Consider the following 15566-nt stretch of genomic DNA (forward strand, 5'->3'; position numbering starts at 1 on the left):
TTGGTGCCCTGGCTGTTCAGCCGCTCCTTGAGATTGGGGAACAATTCGAAAATCTGGTCCAGCGAAAGACCGCCGCTGCGTACGCTCGGCGGCAGCAGAAGGTTTTCACGGACATCGAGGCTGGCGAAAATTCCGCGCTCCTCCGGGCAAAATGCGATGCCCATGCGCGCGATCCTGTCTGATGCCGCGCGGATGATCTCGTTGCCGTCGAAGCGGACCGAACCGCTGCGCTTGCCGATAATTCCCATCACCGATTTCAGGGTGCTCGTCTTGCCCGCCCCGTTACGACCGAGCAGCGTCACCACCTCACCGGGATTCACCTGGAAATTGACGCCGTGCAGAATATGAGACTCGCCATACCACGCTTCGAGGTTCTGCACCGACAGAATGGGCGCGCCGGAAGCCGACGGCGCCGCGGCGGCATTGGCCATTGTGACGTCAACCATGGCCGGCTCCCAGATAGGCTTCCTTCACACGCGGATCCTTGGACAGATCGGCGTAAGTGCCTTCCGCCAGCACGTGACCGCGCGTCAGCACGGTAATGATATCGGACAGGTTAGCGACCACGCTGAGATTATGTTCGACCATCAGGATAGTATACTTCGCCGAGATACGCTTGATCAGCGCCGCGATCTTGTCGATGTCCTCGTGACCCATCCCCGCCATCGGCTCGTCAAGCAGCATCATTTCGGGATCGAGCGCAAGCGTGGTGGCGATTTCGAGCGCGCGCTTGCGGCCGTAGGGCATCTCGACCGCAGGCGTCTTGGCGAACTCACTCAGGCCGACATCGTCGAGCAATTCACGCGCGCGGGCGTTGAAGCGGTCAAGCACGGCCTTGGAGCGCCAGAAATCAAAGGACTGCCCGTGCTGTCGCTGGAGCGCGACGCGGACATTCTCCAGCGCTGTCAGATGGGGAAAGACCGCCGAGATCTGAAACGAGCGCACGAGGCCAAGCCGCGCCACGTCGGCCGGCGCCATCGCGGTGATGTCCTGCCCCTTGTAAAGAATCTGGCCTGCCGACGGCTTGAGAAACTTGGTGAGCAGATTGAAACAGGTGGTCTTGCCGGCCCCGTTAGGGCCGATCAAGGCGTGAATACTGCCGCGCCGCACCTTCAGGCCAACGTCGCGAACGGCAAAAAATCCCGCGAATTCCTTGGTCAATCCGTGGGTTTCGAGAATGAACTCATCCGCCAATCAAATTCCCCCGCGAGCCCCCGCCGCAACGTCTCGTGTCGCGCGTGGTCGATCTTTTCCTTACAGCGGGTTCTCCCAGGATGCCTGATGCCGCGTCTTGGTTTCGCGTGCTGAAGTTCGTCCCGGGACCCGCCGCCTCCGGGGCGGAATATGCCGTCAACGGCCCTCCTTGTGCAAGGCGGAAAGCGGCATGGACCGCGCCAGGCCCTTGATAATTGGCCATTAGTCGAAGGTTCCTTCCGGTCACATCGCCAAGGTCGAAAGCTCGCCGACTGCTCGTTTGGAAAGCAGTCGTTAACGCTATTCGGCCGCCATCGAACTTCCTTCACCAAATATTTTCGCCTTGGACCGAAAGTTCGGTGTTTTCATCAACCTCGGACTTTAACCCTTGGATTTCGAGAGCGCCAACCCGACGGTCGTCAAATCGATCAAGCAGCGTGATCTCCTGAACACGTGGCTGCGGCTTTATGCCCCTGCGCAGCGATTGCCTCGCAAGGCGGACTTTCAGCCTGCCCGGCTCGAGGATGAACTCCCTGACCTGGTGTTTATGACGGTCGAAAGCACAACGCAGCGCCTGATCATCGATAGCGACGGTACCCGCATGTCGATGGCTTACGGCCATACCGGGAGGGGCCGGTATCTTGACGACTATCTTGGAGCACGGCTGACGCCGATCGTCTTGCCGGTCTACCAGCGATGTCTGGAACGCGCCCTCCCCGTTTACACCGTCTCGCATGTCGACGACGCGAGCGGACGCATCGTCGCCTATGAACGTCTGTTGTTGCCGTTCTCGGACTCCGAAGGCGTCACGCACGTGATCGCGTCCCTGAAAACGATCAGCGAAGACGGCGGCTTCGAGATCAGAAATCTGATGCGCGGCAACGATGCGCTACCGACGGCAAAGCTGCGCGTGGTGATCGATCGCGAACTGTTCCATCGCACACCCGGCCGTATTCCATCTGCGGATGTGATCGAGTTCAGCTAAACGCATCTGCTTCAGGCGCGCCCGCGTTTGCCGGAGGCGCCGACTTCCTTCGCATAGACCTCCGGCTTGAAACCGACCAGCAACTTGCCGCCGACGTCGAGCACCGGGCGCTTGATCATCGACGGCTGTTCAAGCATCAGCGCCAGCGCCTTGCGTTCGTTCAGACCTTCCTTTTCGGCGTCAGGCAACTTGCGAAACGTGGTGCCGGCACGATTGAGCAGGGTTTCCCAGCCGACTCCACCGGCCCAGGCTTTCAGCTTTTCCTTGGGCGCGCCCGCGGCCTTGTAATCGTGGAATTCGTAAGCCACGCCGTGGCTATCGAGCCAGGCCCGCGCCTTCTTCATCGTGTCGCAGTTCTTGATGCCGTAGATGGTGATCGGCTTCGTCATCCTGATTGCCTCATTTCGCGTATTTGTCGAAGGCGCTGAGAACCGCGAGCGTCATCGCCTCGATGCCGGTCTCGATCGTCGGTTTCGGCACCGGCGCGAACTGCGGCGAGTGATTGGACGGCAGTTGCGGACCCGTTCCATTGAAGGCCGCAGCCACTCGTTCCGGCTCGTAGACCCCGATATTGAAGAACATCGAAGGCACGCCCGCGTTGATGAATTCGGAGAAGTCTTCGCTGGCTGTCACCGGCGGCGACGTCGCGATCTTGTCGCCGAAGGCTACCTTCAGCACCTTTGCCGCCGTCTCGACCACGGCCGCATCGTTGATGACCGCTTTGGCGCCCTCGGTGAAGGTGATGTCGGGCTCCGGCGCGCCCGACATGGCGGCGGCCGCCTTTGCCGTTCGCTCGATCCCGGCCAGCATCTTGGCGCGGACTACCGGCTTGAACGTGCGGATGGTCCCGCGCAGCACGACTTGATCGGGAATGATGTTGTGGGCCGTGCCGGCGTGAATGGCGCCGATGCTGAAGACACCGAATTCGGTCGGGTCCTTTTCGCGGCTGATCACGCTTTGCACGTCGACGATGAAGCGCGCCGCGATCATCACGGGATCGATGGTCCGCTGCGGCGACGCGCCGTGGCCGCCGCGGCCATGGAATGTGAGGTCAAGGCTGTCCGAGTTCGATGAGCCGACGCCTGTGCGATAGCTGAGGGTGCCGTAAGCGAACGGACCGTCGTGCAGGGCAAAGCCGAAATCCGGCTTTTTGAATCGGGTAAACAGGCCGTCCGCAATCATCGCCTTGGCGCCGGAGACCGTCTCCTCGGCCGGCTGGGCGATGAACATCAGCGTGCCCCGCCACCGATCCTTCAAACCGACCAGCGTTTTGGCCGTCCCGACCCAGGTCGCCATGTGAATATCATGACCGCAGCTATGGTCGACGAAGGTCTCCTGCCCGTTCCAGTCGGTCTTGTCATGGCTCGCATAGGCAAGCCCGGTCTTTTCCTCCATCGGCAGCGCATCGAGCTCGGTCCGCACCAGAATGGTGGGACCTTCGCCATTTTTGAAAATCGCGACAAGCCCGGTCTTGCCGACCTTCTCGGTCACATCGAAGCCGAGTGCGCGCATTTCCGCGGCGAGCTTGGCCGCCGTTTTCACTTCATGGAAAGCGACTTCGGGATGAGCGTGAATATCCTTGTAAAGCGCATCGAGCTTTGGATAGTCGGCTTCCACCGAACTCTCGATCGATGTCTTAAGCTTGGCCACATCGAGTTCGGCCCGTGCGGGAGCAAGCGCTGCAAGACACAGCGCCGCTGACATCAGCATGGTCCTGGTAAATCCATTCATGGCGGCAGTTGCGGGGGCAGCCGGGGCATTGTCGCGAGACGCACCGCATTCCCTTGTTGGGCCCTTGCGGGCACTACCGTCATCAACCTGGCATCGGTTCAGCGCACGTGTCAATCCGTGCGGCGAAGTGCCGCTCTCGAACGATCGCTTCGCGCGCGCATGGTGCTTTGTCAGTTGCAGGGGCTGTGGTGTCTCACGATCGCTTCGGAATATCCAGTCCGCGCTTGACCGCCGGCCGGGCCAGGCCGCGATCGAGCCACGCCGGGACATTGCGGAAATCATCGAACGCGACCAGTTCACGCGCGCCATAGAATCCGATCAGATTGCGAACCCAGCCGAGCATCGAGATATCGGCGATGGTGTATTCGTCGTCCATGATCCACTGCCTCCCGCCGAGACGGGTTTCAATAACTCCCAGCAGACGCTTTGATTCATTCACGTAGCGCTCGAGCGGCCGTTTGTCGGCGATCTCCTTGCCCGCGAATTTATAGAAGAAGCCGACCTGGCCAAACATCGGCCCTATGCCGCCCATCTGAAAGTGCAGCCATTGAATGGTCTCATAGCGGCGCGCCGGATCGGCCGGCAGCAGTTTGCCGGTTTTCTCGGCGAGATATTGCAGGATCGCACCGGACTCGAACAAGCCGAGCGGTTTGCCACCGGGTCCATTCGGGTCGATGATCGCGGGGATCTTGCCGTTGGGATTGAGCGAAAGAAACTCCGGCGTCTTCTGGTCGTCCTTGTTGAAATCGACCAGATGCACCTCATACGGCAATCCGGTCTCTTCCAGCATGATCGACACCTTGACGCCATTCGGCGTCGGCAACGAATAGAGCTGAAGCAGGTCCGGATGTTTCGCCGGCCAGCGTTTGGTGATCGGAAAGGCGGAAAGATCAGACATTAGCCACCCACAATTTGTCAGGATTTAACGGCGCGCCTTAGCCGGTCTTGCCGTCGTCGAAGCTGACGATCACGGCGGCGTTCGCTATCAAAATCGGATCGTTGCCGATATCGGACGGGATTTCGAGACCGCCTTTGATCGCGGTCACCTTCTTCGTTCCATAAGGCAACTCCTTCGCCACCGCTTCCGTATCGACAGCCTCCGGATTCGGCACGGCGATCGTGACATCGACGAACATGTCGTTGGCGGTCTTGCCCAACATGCGGAAGAAACCGAGGCTGGAATGGCGGATCGCATCCGACACGGCGCGCTTGGCCGCCTTCGTCGCGTCCCTGCCATGGACGTCGACGCCCATGCCCATCTCAGTTACACAGCGCACGCGTGTCATCGGTTCCCGCCTTGTTAGATTGATGTCACCGCTGGATATTTGTCTCATGCGGTGAATGTCAACCGCTTAAGGCTCTTTATCCGACGCCAGCATCATCTTTGCGTCATCAAGGATGTAGCGGGAGTAACGGTAATCGCGGATGAAGCTGATCTGCCCGCCGCGCCATTCCAGCCACATGAAGTAGCTGGGCTTCTTCCCTGCGCCCTGCTCGAACACGGCGATCACTTCGCGACCCTCCACCCAGGCCGGTTCGAGCCGCACGCTGTCGAACGTCGCGTAGATCGTAAAGAACCTGCCGACGTCGACAGCGCCTGCGCGAATCGGATAGGTCGACTGATGGAGCTTCACGTCATCAGCCAGCAGCGCGCGCAGGCCGTCCCAGTTCTGCGCGTTGAACAGCGCGACGTAGCGCGCGACCGCCGCCGAGACAGGTCTTGCCTCGGCGAGCGCGGCGGCCTGCGTATTGATTTCGCGAAGACGCGTGCGCCCCCGCGCAAGATGGGCCTTCACGGCATCGACGGTCAGGTCGAGAAGATCCGCGATATCCTTCAGCGGTTCGCCGAGCACGTCCTTGAGAATGATGACGCTGCGCTGAAGCAGGGGAAGCTCGGCAAAACGTGAAACCGCGGTCTCGACCGCTTCCTGGCGCATCAAGACCTCCATCGGATCAGGGCTAGTTTCGTCCGCGATATCGGAAGCGGCTTCGATCGGTTCCACCTTTCGCACGGTTCGGCTGCGCAACAGATCGAGCGCGCGATTATGCGCGATCCGAAATAGCCAAGGCCGAAGCGCGGGCATGTCCTTGACCTCGTCGAGCGCGACAAGCGCACGGGCGAGCGTATCCTGCACGACGTCTTCGCCGTCGATTACCGATCCCATTAGCCGCGCGCAGTAACGATGCAATTCGGGCCGCAACTCGGCGGTCAGAGCCAGCAGTTCTGCGCGTGGATCGCGGTCACCTGAGGTTTGGCTCGCCTTCAAGCCGCAGTCTCCAATATGGTTATTCCCGTATCGCCCTTGAGCCCGAACACAACGCCGTCAGCGTAGGCCCGGTTTTCCAGCACGGAAACCACTTTTTCGCCGAACTCTCGCGGCGGCATCGGCGCGCCGAAGCGCGCCAAAAACTCCTCGCGACTTATGCCCGACGCGCGCGCATAGGCGTTTGCACCGGCGTCACCAACTCCGGTGTTGCCGATGATCTGCATGGGCACGATCGCCTGAAAGCGGATGCCGAGCTTGTCTTGCGCCGAGACGCCGTTGGCATATTTCGCCATCAGCCACAGCATCCGCTTGGCGCCGGCATAGCTTCCCGACAATGGCGATCCGTTTTGCGCCGCACCGCTCGATCCGACGAGAACGTGGCTGCCCGGCGTCAGCGGCGTCTTCAACGCTGCCTGCATCCAGTAAAAACCGCCCCTGACGTCGGTCTCCCACGCCGCGCTGAAGTCCGCCCAGCTCAGTTGATCCAGCCGGCCCATCGGCGGCTTCGCGCCCGCGTTCAGCACCAGGATGTCCGGTTTGACCTCGGACAGAATGTGGTGGGCCTCTCTCTCGTCGGTAACATCTGCGGAAATCACGCCAACACCGAGCCGGGCCTCGACCGACTTCAGCACTTGCGGATCCCGCGCGACAACGGTCACTTTTGTACTGCGCGCGACCAGCGCTTCGACGAGGCCGAGGCCGAGACCGCGGCTTCCGCCGGTGACGATCACTTTCTTGTCCTTGAGATTCATCGCTGCCGCTCCATGGTTGGATAAGAACGATCGAGGTTTCGAAAAGGAGCCCTGATGTCGCTCGGGGCTATCGCCGCGAGATCAACTTTAGCCACGGCGTCATATGAAACAGAGCCATCAAGAAATACATCGACGCCATTCCGCCGGGCCAAAAGCCGCCGGCAGCCGAACAGAGTGCATTCGGCTGGCCGCTAACGTGCACGACCGTCGACAGCGCCATGATCGCAAAGGTCGGCGCCGCGGCGAAATGCAGCCATTTGGTGATGACAGACACCGCGGCACTTTCGCCACCATCGCGTATGGCACCGCTCGCGCTCATGCCGCTGTTCCCGCATCGCGCTTGCGGAAGGCCGCCTCGCCCGCGTCCGATACCTGCACCCATTTGGGATCGGGCGCCGCGTTGGGAACGTAGCTCTCGTTCCAGTTCCACCACTTGTACGGCCGATCCTTGGGGTAGCCCTCCGGGGAATCCTCCCATATCTCCTGACGCCCGAGCGCCGTCATGTCGAGGTAGCTCCAGACGGTGCCCATCGCCTCGTCGCCACGGCTGTTGATCAGGTAGGTCCGGAATATGCGTTCGCCGTCACGGATGAACGCGTTATGGCCGTGCCACTCATCGACGCCGAAGTCGGCATCGAAACTGTCGGTGATGGTGTACCAGGGGATCCTCGCCCAGCCCATTCGTCCCTTGAGGCGCGCGATATCGGCCTGTGGTGCCCGCGAAGCGTACGCCAGTGTCGTATCGCGCGCGTTCAGGTGAGCGAGGTTGGAGACCTGGTCAGCCCCCAGCGAACAGCCGATGCAGGCATGCTCCGGCCAACCATGCACGCCGGGCTCGAAGAAGGCCCGGTAGACGATCAACTGGCGACGGCCCTCAAACAAGTCGAGCAGGCTCCGCTTGCCCGAAGGTCCGTCAAACACGTAGGCCTTCTCGACCGCCATCCACGGCATCCGCCGGCGCTCGGCGGCCAGCGCGTCGCGGGCGCGGGTCAGGGCTTTTTCCTTTGCGAGCAGTTGCTCTCGTGCAGCCTCCCAGTCCTGCGGCGATACGATCGGCGGTGTGTTCGGCATGAATGACCTCCTGTTGGCTGTTTTGCGCGTCCGAGCCCGGTTCAAATGGTCTGATGGAGCAAAGACGTTTGAGACCTTGAAAAGGAGTCAGCCCCGCGCAAGAAATCACCACCGGCCTTGCTGACCGGCGGTGCTTCCGGCGAGCGTTACCCATTGCGGCCGCCGGTCGTTGTGCCGGCAGGTTGTTAAGCCGGCACAGCGGCCGGCTCCGCCTCGATCCTGGGGAAAGGCCTGAACAGCAGGATAATAAAGAACGCACCCAGTCCGACAGCCCAGGAGCCGATATAGAGCCCGGCATAGCTGCCGAAGGTGTCGTAGATCAGGCCACCGGCAATCGGCCCGGTCGCCATGCCGAGGCTTCCGGCCATCGACAGACCGCCGATCACGGTGCCGAGCATGTGCAGCGGAAAGTTCTCGCGCACCAGCACCGAATAAAGCGGCATGGTGCCGGCATAGATAAAACCGAACAGCGCGGCCACCGCGTAGAACTGGCCCAGCCGCTGCGCGAAGACGTAGCCGAGCGCGCCGAACGCCTGCAACAACAGGCCGGTCACCAGCACGCGCTTGGCGCCGAAGCGGTCGCCGAGCAAGCCGAAGGCGAGACGGCCGCCCATTCCGGCAAAGCCTTCGACGCTATAGATCGTGACCGCCGTGATCATCGGAATCCCGCAACTGACGGCGTAGCTGACGGTATGGATGATCGGGCCGGAATGCGTCGCGCAGCAGAAGAAATTGGTCGTGAGCAGAATGATGAATTGCGGTGAGCGCAGCGCCTCGGCCAACGACATTTGCGGCTGAGACGCGCTGTTTCCGGACGGCGTGATTGGCGCGGCGGCAAGCCCCGGCGGACGGCGCGCCAGAAGCGAGACCGGAATCATGATCGCAGCCACGATGCCTGCCACGATCAGCATGGTAGTGCGCCAGTCATGATGCGAGACCAGCCAGGCGACAAGCGGGGACATGGTCATCGGCGCCATTCCCATGCCGGCCGAAACCAGCGACACAGCAAGGCTGCGATGGGTTTCGAACCAGCCGGTGACGGTTGCCATCATCGGCGCAAAGATCGCGGACGTGCCGCCGCCGACCATCACACCGAACAGAAATTGAAAGGCGAGCAGCGATTTCGCCTGGCTCGCGAGCGCCAGACTCGCCGCGATGACGACCGAGCCGGTCAAGACGATCGGCAGCGGCCCGTACCGGTCGGACAAGGTGCCCCACATCATGCTGGTCAAGGCCATCGCCAGGAAGCCGATGGTCATGGCGCTGGACACGCCCGTCACGGACCAGCCGGTATCTCGCGCGATGGGCTGGAGCAAAACCGGCAGCGAAAACATGCCGCCGATGGCCACGCAGCCGAGCAAGCCACCGGCCGCAACAATTACCCAGCGATAGTACGAATTGGTCATTCCAGGTCTCCCATCCGGTCCGGTCTGCATAAAAGACGAACGGAACCTTAGGAAACCGACAGGCCGGCTTATTTTTTTGTCAGGCCTTTTTTGCCAGGCCCTGCTCCGGGTCAGTCTTTAATGGATTCCGCAAACAGGTTGACACCTTCTTCCTCGGACAGAATCCGGCTGCACGGCTTGCCCCCATCGCCGCCTCGTGCGCTTGACCTGAAATTTTGTGGGCGCGGCTTGGATTGACGAGACGTCCCAATTTACGTCCCGCTCGCCTTCTACCTCAAGGGCGAGTTCCTGTCAGGCGACTTTCTCCCGCATGAAGTAGGCGTTGCGGTCCCGCTCCTGCTCGTTGACCACTGAGCGAATGCGCAAGAGGTCTTTCCGCGCGATCAGGCCGATCACGCGATGTTTGTCGCGATCGACTATCGGAATGCGTCCAAGGTCGGCCGACACCATGAGGTCGGCCACCCGCCCGAGCACCTCGTCTGGATAGGCCGAAACCGCTGAAGTATCGGAAACGAGATCGTCCAGCGTCGCAGCCTGGTGCGCGCCCTCGGTGCGCCAGCGCAGAACGTCCGACCGTGCCACCATGCCCGCAAGCCGTCCGTCCGCCATCACCACGGGATAGGACTTGTGACGGTGTTCATCGGCGGTGAAGAAGGCGACCGCGTCATCCACCGGCATGCTGACCGGCAGGGTATCGACGTTCTTCACCATTACGTCGGCGACCCGCAGCAGCTCGAACTGATCGATCGAGTATTCGCGGGTGACGTGCTGTCCCCGCCGGGCAATCTTTTCGGTGAGGATCGAACGTTTCAACAGCAGCACCGTCACGGCATACGAAGCGCCGGTGGCCGCCAGCAAAATCGGCAGCATTTCGATGTTACCGGTCAGCTCGATCGCGAACATCACGCCGGTCAGCGGCGAACGCATGGTGCCGCCCATCATCGCGGCCATGCCGACCAATGCCCAGAACGAGGGGCCGCCCGGCAGCATCTGGCCTTCGAGCCAGCCGGCCGAACCGCCGAGGATCAAAAGCGGCGCCAATACGCCGCCCGAAGTGCCCGACGCCAGCGCCACGATCCAGATCGCCGACTTCACCAGCAGCACCCGGCTGACCTCATGCGCTGTGGTATGACCGGACAGCAAATCGGCGATGACGTCGTAGCCGACACCGAGCGCATGTGGGTCGGCGAGGCCGCCAAGCCCGACGGCCAATCCGCCAAGCGCAGGCCACCACATCCAGTGCAGCGGAATGAAATCGAACAGGTCCTCGGCCGCGTAAAGCAGGCGCGTCATCAATCCCGATTGGAGGCCGGCCACGAGACCGACGCCGACCGCGGCAGCCATTGCCCACAAGGGCAAGTTCGGATGCTCGGTGAACGGAAACAGCGGCAATTTGCCGAAAAGGAATGGACGGCAGACCGTGCAAACGATGACGGCGGCGACCACCGGCAGGAAGCTGCGCGGCTTCCATTCAAACAGCAGAAGCTCGACCGCGAGCAGCACGGCTGCGATTGGCGTACCGAAGATCGCGGTCATGCCGGCGGCAGCACCGGCGACCAGCAACGTCTTGCGTTCGGCGGCGGTGAGATGAAAGCACTGTGCAAAGAGCGAGCCGACCGCACCGCCCGTCATGATGATCGGGCCCTCCGCGCCGAATGGACCGCCGGTGCCGATCGAGATCGCCGAGGACAGAGGCTTGAGAACGGCGACTTTCGGCTGCATCCGGCTCCCGCCGAGCAGGATCGCCTCAATCGCCTCGGGTATTCCATGCCCCCGGATCTTCTCCGATCCAAAGCGCGCGATTAAACCGATCACGAGCCCGCCTACCGCCGGAGCCAGCGTCATCCAGATGGCGCCGCGGCTGGTTAGCGCCAGCGGAATGCTCTTGGCGCTGAGCTGCCCGAACCAGACCCAATTGCTGACCAGCGCAATCAGTTTCAGCAGGACCCAGGCCGAGACGGCGCTGGCGCTGCCGACCACGAGAGCCATGCCGATCAGCAGCAGGACACGGCGATCCGCAGTGAAATCGCCGAGCTTGTTACGATGCCGCGCGGCACCGCGGGCTTTCTCGATCATTTGACGCATTTGAGGGGCTTCTTTGGGGGGCTTCGGAGTTCCCTGACTTATATCGCACTGCGATATATATCAAGCAGGCGTGTCGCATGGCTCCAATCGCGCAATGTGTGATCGTATCACGGCTGACCTGGGGCCGCAGGGCTAAAGCCCTGCCCCGTCAGGACAGACCCTGCATCATTATCAAAAATTACTTAACGCGCTTTAACCGCAGCGCCGACCGGTCGTCGTCGATGGCGATCTGGCTCACGGTATCGAAGCCGTGTTGGGGCGCGCCAGCGTTTGGATTGGCGACTCGGCTCAGGTCAGCCGCGATTTTGGACGGCAGACTGGGCAAAAGATGGCGGTGGGCGATATGGCCTTGAGCAACTTCGGCAGAGCCTTGTCGAGCGTTGCTCGATTCGGCGCAAAAAGAAGGACCACGTCCGCGTCCGCCACATCGCCACGCGCCCTGTTTGCGCCGATGGCCTTTTCCAGCGCCGCGGAGGCGCCGACCACCGCAAGCCGGCGATCTCCCTTGACCTGCAAACGCTCCGCGACGGACTTGTCGGACATGGCTGGCTACTTCTTTTTGGCTTTGCCTGGTTTTGACCCGCTGGCCGCCCGCGCTTTCTTCGTCGATTTTTTGGCCCGGTTGTATTCGATTGCGGTGCGGATGAGATTTTTCAGCGCAGGCGCATCGACTTTGTCACCCTCGAAAAAGTCAATCGCGCGCCGCTCGTTGCCCTCGAAGCCGGCATTGAAAAGTTTTTCGGGATCGGCGAGCTTCGCTCCGTACATGAAAGTGAGCTTCACCTTGCCCTTGTGGGCATTGCCGACCGCAACGATGCCGTCAAGCGACCATACCGGGCTGCCCATCCACTTCCATTCCTCTGTTATCTCTTTATCCGCGGCGAGCATGGTCTTGCGGACGCCGGCCAAGGTCTTGCCACGCCAGTCTGCAATCCCTTCGATCAGTTTGTCGATCTGTTCCGATGCATCCATACGAGTTGCGTCCTAGGCGGATCTTTTCGACATCCCCTGTCGAACGAGGTGGCCTTTCCACATCCATAAGCCGGAAAGCAGCATGACGGGAAAGAAAACAAACCGCGTCTGCGGGGCATAATTTGGAATGACCTCGAACGGGCTATAGATATAGCCGACGATCGGAATGGCGCAAATGATGTGAATCCAGCGAATAGCCAGACGTATCGTCGAATCCTTCATGGCCAATTTCCACTCCCCTCATCAGCGATGCCGCGTGGTTACGTCGATGTCCTCTCGAATGGCGTTCCGATCTCAATCCGGCCGCGCCAGTAGTTGCCCGAGATTTTCGAGGAATTTTTGCCAACCGAATTTGGCGCCGCCGAAAGCCTGCGGCTGATCGCTCCGGAAGCCCGCCTGTTCGACGCGCAGGTGCGTGCCTGCGCTTGTCGGCGTGAGCGTAAACGTCACCACGCTCTTCAGGTTGTAGGCGGCATCGTCGTGGACATGATTCCAGGTGTAGGACAGCGTCTTGTTCGGCTCGATGGCGAGAACCTCGCAATCCAGCACCCGGCCCCAGTCTCCGCGCAAACTGAATTGATGACCCACGGCCGGCTTGAAGTCGTTCTTCATCAGCCACTCCTCGATCAGATGCGGTTGAGTGAGTGCGCGCCAGAGCTTCTCCGGCGCAAAGGGAAATTCGCGTTCGACGACGACAGAACGCGTTTCGGTCGCAGCATTGCTCATTGGTCCATCCTTTTCAGCAGGTCTTCGAGGCGGTCAAACCGGCTCTGCCAGAATCCGGTCATCTGCCCGGTCCAGTCGATCAGCGGGGCCAGGGCGTTAAGCTGGGCGCTATAATGCGTCTGGCGGCCTTCGTGGCGGTCGCGCACCAGCTTCGCCCGCTTGAGCAGCCCGAGGTGCTTGGAGACGGCAGGCTGCGAAACCCCGGAGCGCGCCGTGAGCGCCGCGACGGTCTGCTCGCCCTCGCGGCACAAGCGCTCGAAAATCGCCCGCCGCGTGGGATCGGCCAGCGTGCGAAACAGCATATCGTGGGTATTCGGAATGAGAGATCAAAAACTCTATGGTTATAGATTGACGTATAACCGCCGGCATATGGATTGGTCAAGCGAAAAAACCCTGCCCCGGAAAGATCGCTGATCCGCTTGATCGAAAAGAGAGAACGTCCTGATCCGCGAAACGGTCCATCACCAACGAATGTCTAATGCTCCAACCTCGACATCGCGTCGCGCTTCGTTACAGCGAATTAATTTCCCGAACAGGAAATCTTAATTCTCCCGACAGCATCCGGTAATAGCGCCGGCGTTATCTCCCTGAAGAAGCCAATCGGCTTGATCACCTTTGGAGATGCAATCATGACAAACACCAATCAACAGCCTCGCCGCAGAGTATGGTCGGCGCGGCGACTGACGCTCCTTTGCTCCGCAGCCGTGCTCGGCTCGGCACTCATCGTTGGAGGACCGTTCGGATACGGGCGGCTTGCCGGGCGTGCCTATGCCGCGACACCTGCGCCGGTGACGATGAATCAGCCAGGACAGAGCGGCTTTGCCGACCTCGTCGCCAAGGTCAAACCCGCCGTGATTTCGGTGCGCGTTCGCGTCGACCAGGGCACTGAGTCCGACGGCCCCCAAACGGATGACCAGGAAGCGTCGCCGTTCATGCCGGGTTCGCCCTTCGAGAAATTCTTCCGGCAATTCGACAATGGCCCGCAGGGCCGGATGCAGCGCCACCAGATGGTTACCGGGCTCGGCTCCGGGTTCTTCATTTCGGCCGATGGCTATGCCGTCACCAACAACCATGTGGTCGACCATGCCAAGTCAGTCCAGGTCACGACGGATGACGGCCATATCTACACCGCAAAGGTGATCGGAACCGATCAGAAGACGGATCTGGCGTTGATCAAGGTCGACGGCAAGAGCGACTTCACCTATGTCGAACTCGAGACGGCAACGCCGCGGGTCGGCGATTGGGTGGTCGCGGTCGGCAATCCCTACGGACTCGGTGGCACGGTAACGGCCGGCATCATCTCGGCCGAGGGACGCGCGATCAGCTCCAGCCCCTATGACGACTACATCCAGATCGACGCCCCGATCAACAAGGGCAATTCCGGAGGCCCGACCTTCGATACCAACGGCAAGGTCATCGGAATCAACACCGCGATCTATTCGCCGTCCGGCGGATCGGTGGGGATCGGGTTCGACATTCCGGCCTCGACCGTGAAGATGATCGTCGCCCAGCTCAAGGACAAAGGTGTTGTCACCCGGTCCTGGCTCGGGGTGCAGGTGCAACCCGTCACCGCCGGTATCGCCGAAAGCCTCGGCATGAAGAAGGCCGAGGGCGCGCTGGTCGACGAGGCGCAGTCGGATACGCCGGCCGCCAAGGCGGGAATCCAGCCCGGCGACGTGATTACGGCGGTCAACGGCACAGCCATCAAGGATTCGCGGGCGCTCGCACGCGAGATCTCGGGGATGGCTCCCGATAGCTCCGCCAAGCTCGACATCCTGCGCAAGGGCGAGGCAAAGTCGATCACGGTGACGCTGGCGAAAATGCCTGACCAGCTGAAGAAGCAGGCGAAGGCCGACGAGCCGAATGGCCGAACCGAGCGCGGCGTTCCCCATCTCGGTCTGTCGGTAGCGCCCGCGGACGAAGTTGCGGGCGCGGGTAGCAACGGCGTCGTGGTCACCGGCATCGATCCGAATGGCCCAGCCGCCGAGCATGGCGTGCAATCCGGCGACATCATTCTCGCTGTCGGCGGCAAGAGCGTTTCGAGCGTCACCGATCTTCGTCAGGCGCTCTCGCAGGCCAAGACCGACGGCAAGCACGACGTGCTGTTGCGGGTGAAGACCTCCGACAACACGCACTTCATCGCCATGCCAATTGGCTAAAGCATGGTGAGCAAGCCCGCTGCGGTGCATTCTCCAGGCGCCGCGGCGGGCACTTCACGCCAAGGACAGGTTCAGCGATAGCAGCATTGCGACTCTCTCCTTCGTCATGGCCGGGCTCGACCCGGCCATCCATCTTCGAGGGCATTTTTTGTTTGATGGATGCCCGGATCGAGTCCGGGCATGACGACCTTGTTTGTATCGGCGCCTTGATTCCAGAC

General features: G+C 61.4%; 19 protein-coding genes and 1 riboswitch. Of the genes, 2 read left to right on the plus strand and 17 right to left on the minus strand.

Annotated features, from left to right (window positions below; translation table 11 throughout):
* Positions 1–446 (minus strand): ABC transporter ATP-binding protein (locus WB528_RS09900; protein ID WP_423888239.1); only part of this gene is annotated, 446 nt, incomplete at its 3' end.
* Positions 439–1194, minus strand: coding sequence for an ABC transporter ATP-binding protein (locus WB528_RS09905; protein WP_423888240.1), 756 nt, complete (start codon positions 1192–1194; stop codon positions 439–441). The genes WB528_RS09900 and WB528_RS09905, both read right to left, overlap by 8 nt.
* Positions 1195–1582: 388 nt before the next feature.
* Between WB528_RS09905 and WB528_RS09910 the strand changes: the two genes are divergently transcribed.
* Positions 1583–2179 (plus strand): PAS domain-containing protein, encoded by a 597-nt coding sequence (locus WB528_RS09910; protein WP_423888241.1) that lies wholly within the window; start codon positions 1583–1585, stop codon positions 2177–2179.
* Between the two features lie 11 nt (positions 2180–2190).
* Here WB528_RS09910 and WB528_RS09915 read toward each other — a convergent pair whose 3' ends face one another.
* The 15 genes from WB528_RS09915 to WB528_RS09985 all read right to left on the minus strand — a co-directional run bounded on the left by WB528_RS09915 (position 2191) and on the right by WB528_RS09985 (position 13491).
* The gene (locus WB528_RS09915; RefSeq protein WP_423888242.1) at positions 2191–2568 is read right to left on the minus strand and encodes an ArsC family reductase; all 378 of its coding nucleotides are present in this window, start codon (positions 2566–2568) and stop codon (positions 2191–2193) included.
* A 10-nt stretch (positions 2569–2578) separates the two neighbouring features.
* The gene (locus WB528_RS09920; protein ID WP_423888243.1) at positions 2579–3889 is read right to left on the minus strand and encodes an amidohydrolase; all 1311 of its coding nucleotides are present in this window, start codon (positions 3887–3889) and stop codon (positions 2579–2581) included.
* Positions 3868–4003, minus strand: a riboswitch (cobalamin riboswitch). It overlaps the preceding gene by 22 nt.
* A 100-nt stretch (positions 4004–4103) precedes the next feature.
* Positions 4104–4808 (minus strand): glutathione S-transferase family protein, encoded by a 705-nt coding sequence (locus WB528_RS09925; RefSeq protein ID WP_423888244.1) that lies wholly within the window; start codon positions 4806–4808, stop codon positions 4104–4106.
* A gap of 37 nt (positions 4809–4845) precedes the next feature.
* On the minus strand, positions 4846–5196 hold the full coding sequence (locus WB528_RS09930) for a Lin0512 family protein (RefSeq protein ID WP_423888245.1): 351 nt from the start codon (positions 5194–5196) through the stop codon (positions 4846–4848).
* Between the two features lie 66 nt (positions 5197–5262).
* Positions 5263–6177: a sigma-70 family RNA polymerase sigma factor gene (locus tag WB528_RS09935; RefSeq protein WP_423888246.1), complete on the minus strand. Its 915-nt coding sequence runs from the start codon at positions 6175–6177 to the stop codon at positions 5263–5265.
* Positions 6174–6929 carry an SDR family NAD(P)-dependent oxidoreductase gene (locus WB528_RS09940; RefSeq protein WP_423888247.1) on the minus strand — a complete coding sequence of 252 codons (756 nt, stop codon included), beginning with the start codon at positions 6927–6929 and terminating at the stop codon, positions 6174–6176. The genes WB528_RS09935 and WB528_RS09940 overlap by 4 nt, the downstream gene beginning before the upstream one ends.
* Before the next feature lie 67 nt (positions 6930–6996).
* Positions 6997–7248, minus strand: a complete 252-nt coding sequence (locus WB528_RS09945) for a hypothetical protein (protein WP_423888248.1) — start codon at positions 7246–7248, stop codon at positions 6997–6999.
* On the minus strand, positions 7245–8000 hold the full coding sequence (locus tag WB528_RS09950) for a DUF899 domain-containing protein (protein ID WP_423888249.1): 756 nt from the start codon (positions 7998–8000) through the stop codon (positions 7245–7247). Before WB528_RS09950 ends, WB528_RS09945 begins: the two co-directional genes overlap by 4 nt.
* 185 nt (positions 8001–8185) lie before the next feature.
* Positions 8186–9406 carry an MFS transporter gene (locus tag WB528_RS09955; protein ID WP_423888250.1) on the minus strand — a complete coding sequence of 407 codons (1221 nt, stop codon included), beginning with the start codon at positions 9404–9406 and terminating at the stop codon, positions 8186–8188.
* A gap of 291 nt (positions 9407–9697) precedes the next feature.
* Positions 9698–11491, minus strand: a complete 1794-nt coding sequence (locus WB528_RS09960; RefSeq protein ID WP_423888251.1) for a chloride channel protein — start codon at positions 11489–11491, stop codon at positions 9698–9700.
* Between the two features lie 288 nt (positions 11492–11779).
* Positions 11780–12034, minus strand: a complete 255-nt coding sequence (locus WB528_RS09965) for a hypothetical protein (protein WP_423888252.1) — start codon at positions 12032–12034, stop codon at positions 11780–11782.
* Between the two features lie 6 nt (positions 12035–12040).
* Positions 12041–12463, minus strand: coding sequence for a DUF1801 domain-containing protein (locus WB528_RS09970; protein ID WP_423888253.1), 423 nt, complete (start codon positions 12461–12463; stop codon positions 12041–12043).
* Between the two features lie 12 nt (positions 12464–12475).
* Positions 12476–12685 (minus strand): hypothetical protein, encoded by a 210-nt coding sequence (locus tag WB528_RS09975; protein ID WP_423888254.1) that lies wholly within the window; start codon positions 12683–12685, stop codon positions 12476–12478.
* Between the two features lie 72 nt (positions 12686–12757).
* Positions 12758–13189, minus strand: coding sequence for an SRPBCC family protein (locus WB528_RS09980; protein ID WP_423888255.1), 432 nt, complete (start codon positions 13187–13189; stop codon positions 12758–12760).
* The gene (locus WB528_RS09985; protein WP_423888256.1) at positions 13186–13491 is read right to left on the minus strand and encodes an ArsR/SmtB family transcription factor; all 306 of its coding nucleotides are present in this window, start codon (positions 13489–13491) and stop codon (positions 13186–13188) included. Before WB528_RS09985 ends, WB528_RS09980 begins: the two co-directional genes overlap by 4 nt.
* A gap of 327 nt (positions 13492–13818) precedes the next feature.
* Here WB528_RS09985 and WB528_RS09990 point away from each other — a divergent pair, with 327 nt between their 5' ends.
* Positions 13819–15348 carry a Do family serine endopeptidase gene (locus WB528_RS09990; RefSeq protein WP_423888257.1) on the plus strand — a complete coding sequence of 510 codons (1530 nt, stop codon included), beginning with the start codon at positions 13819–13821 and terminating at the stop codon, positions 15346–15348.
* Positions 15349–15566: the final 218 nt, after the last annotated feature.

This window comes from Bradyrhizobium sp. (assembly GCF_049586575.1).
Classification (GTDB): domain Bacteria; phylum Pseudomonadota; class Alphaproteobacteria; order Rhizobiales; family Xanthobacteraceae; genus Bradyrhizobium.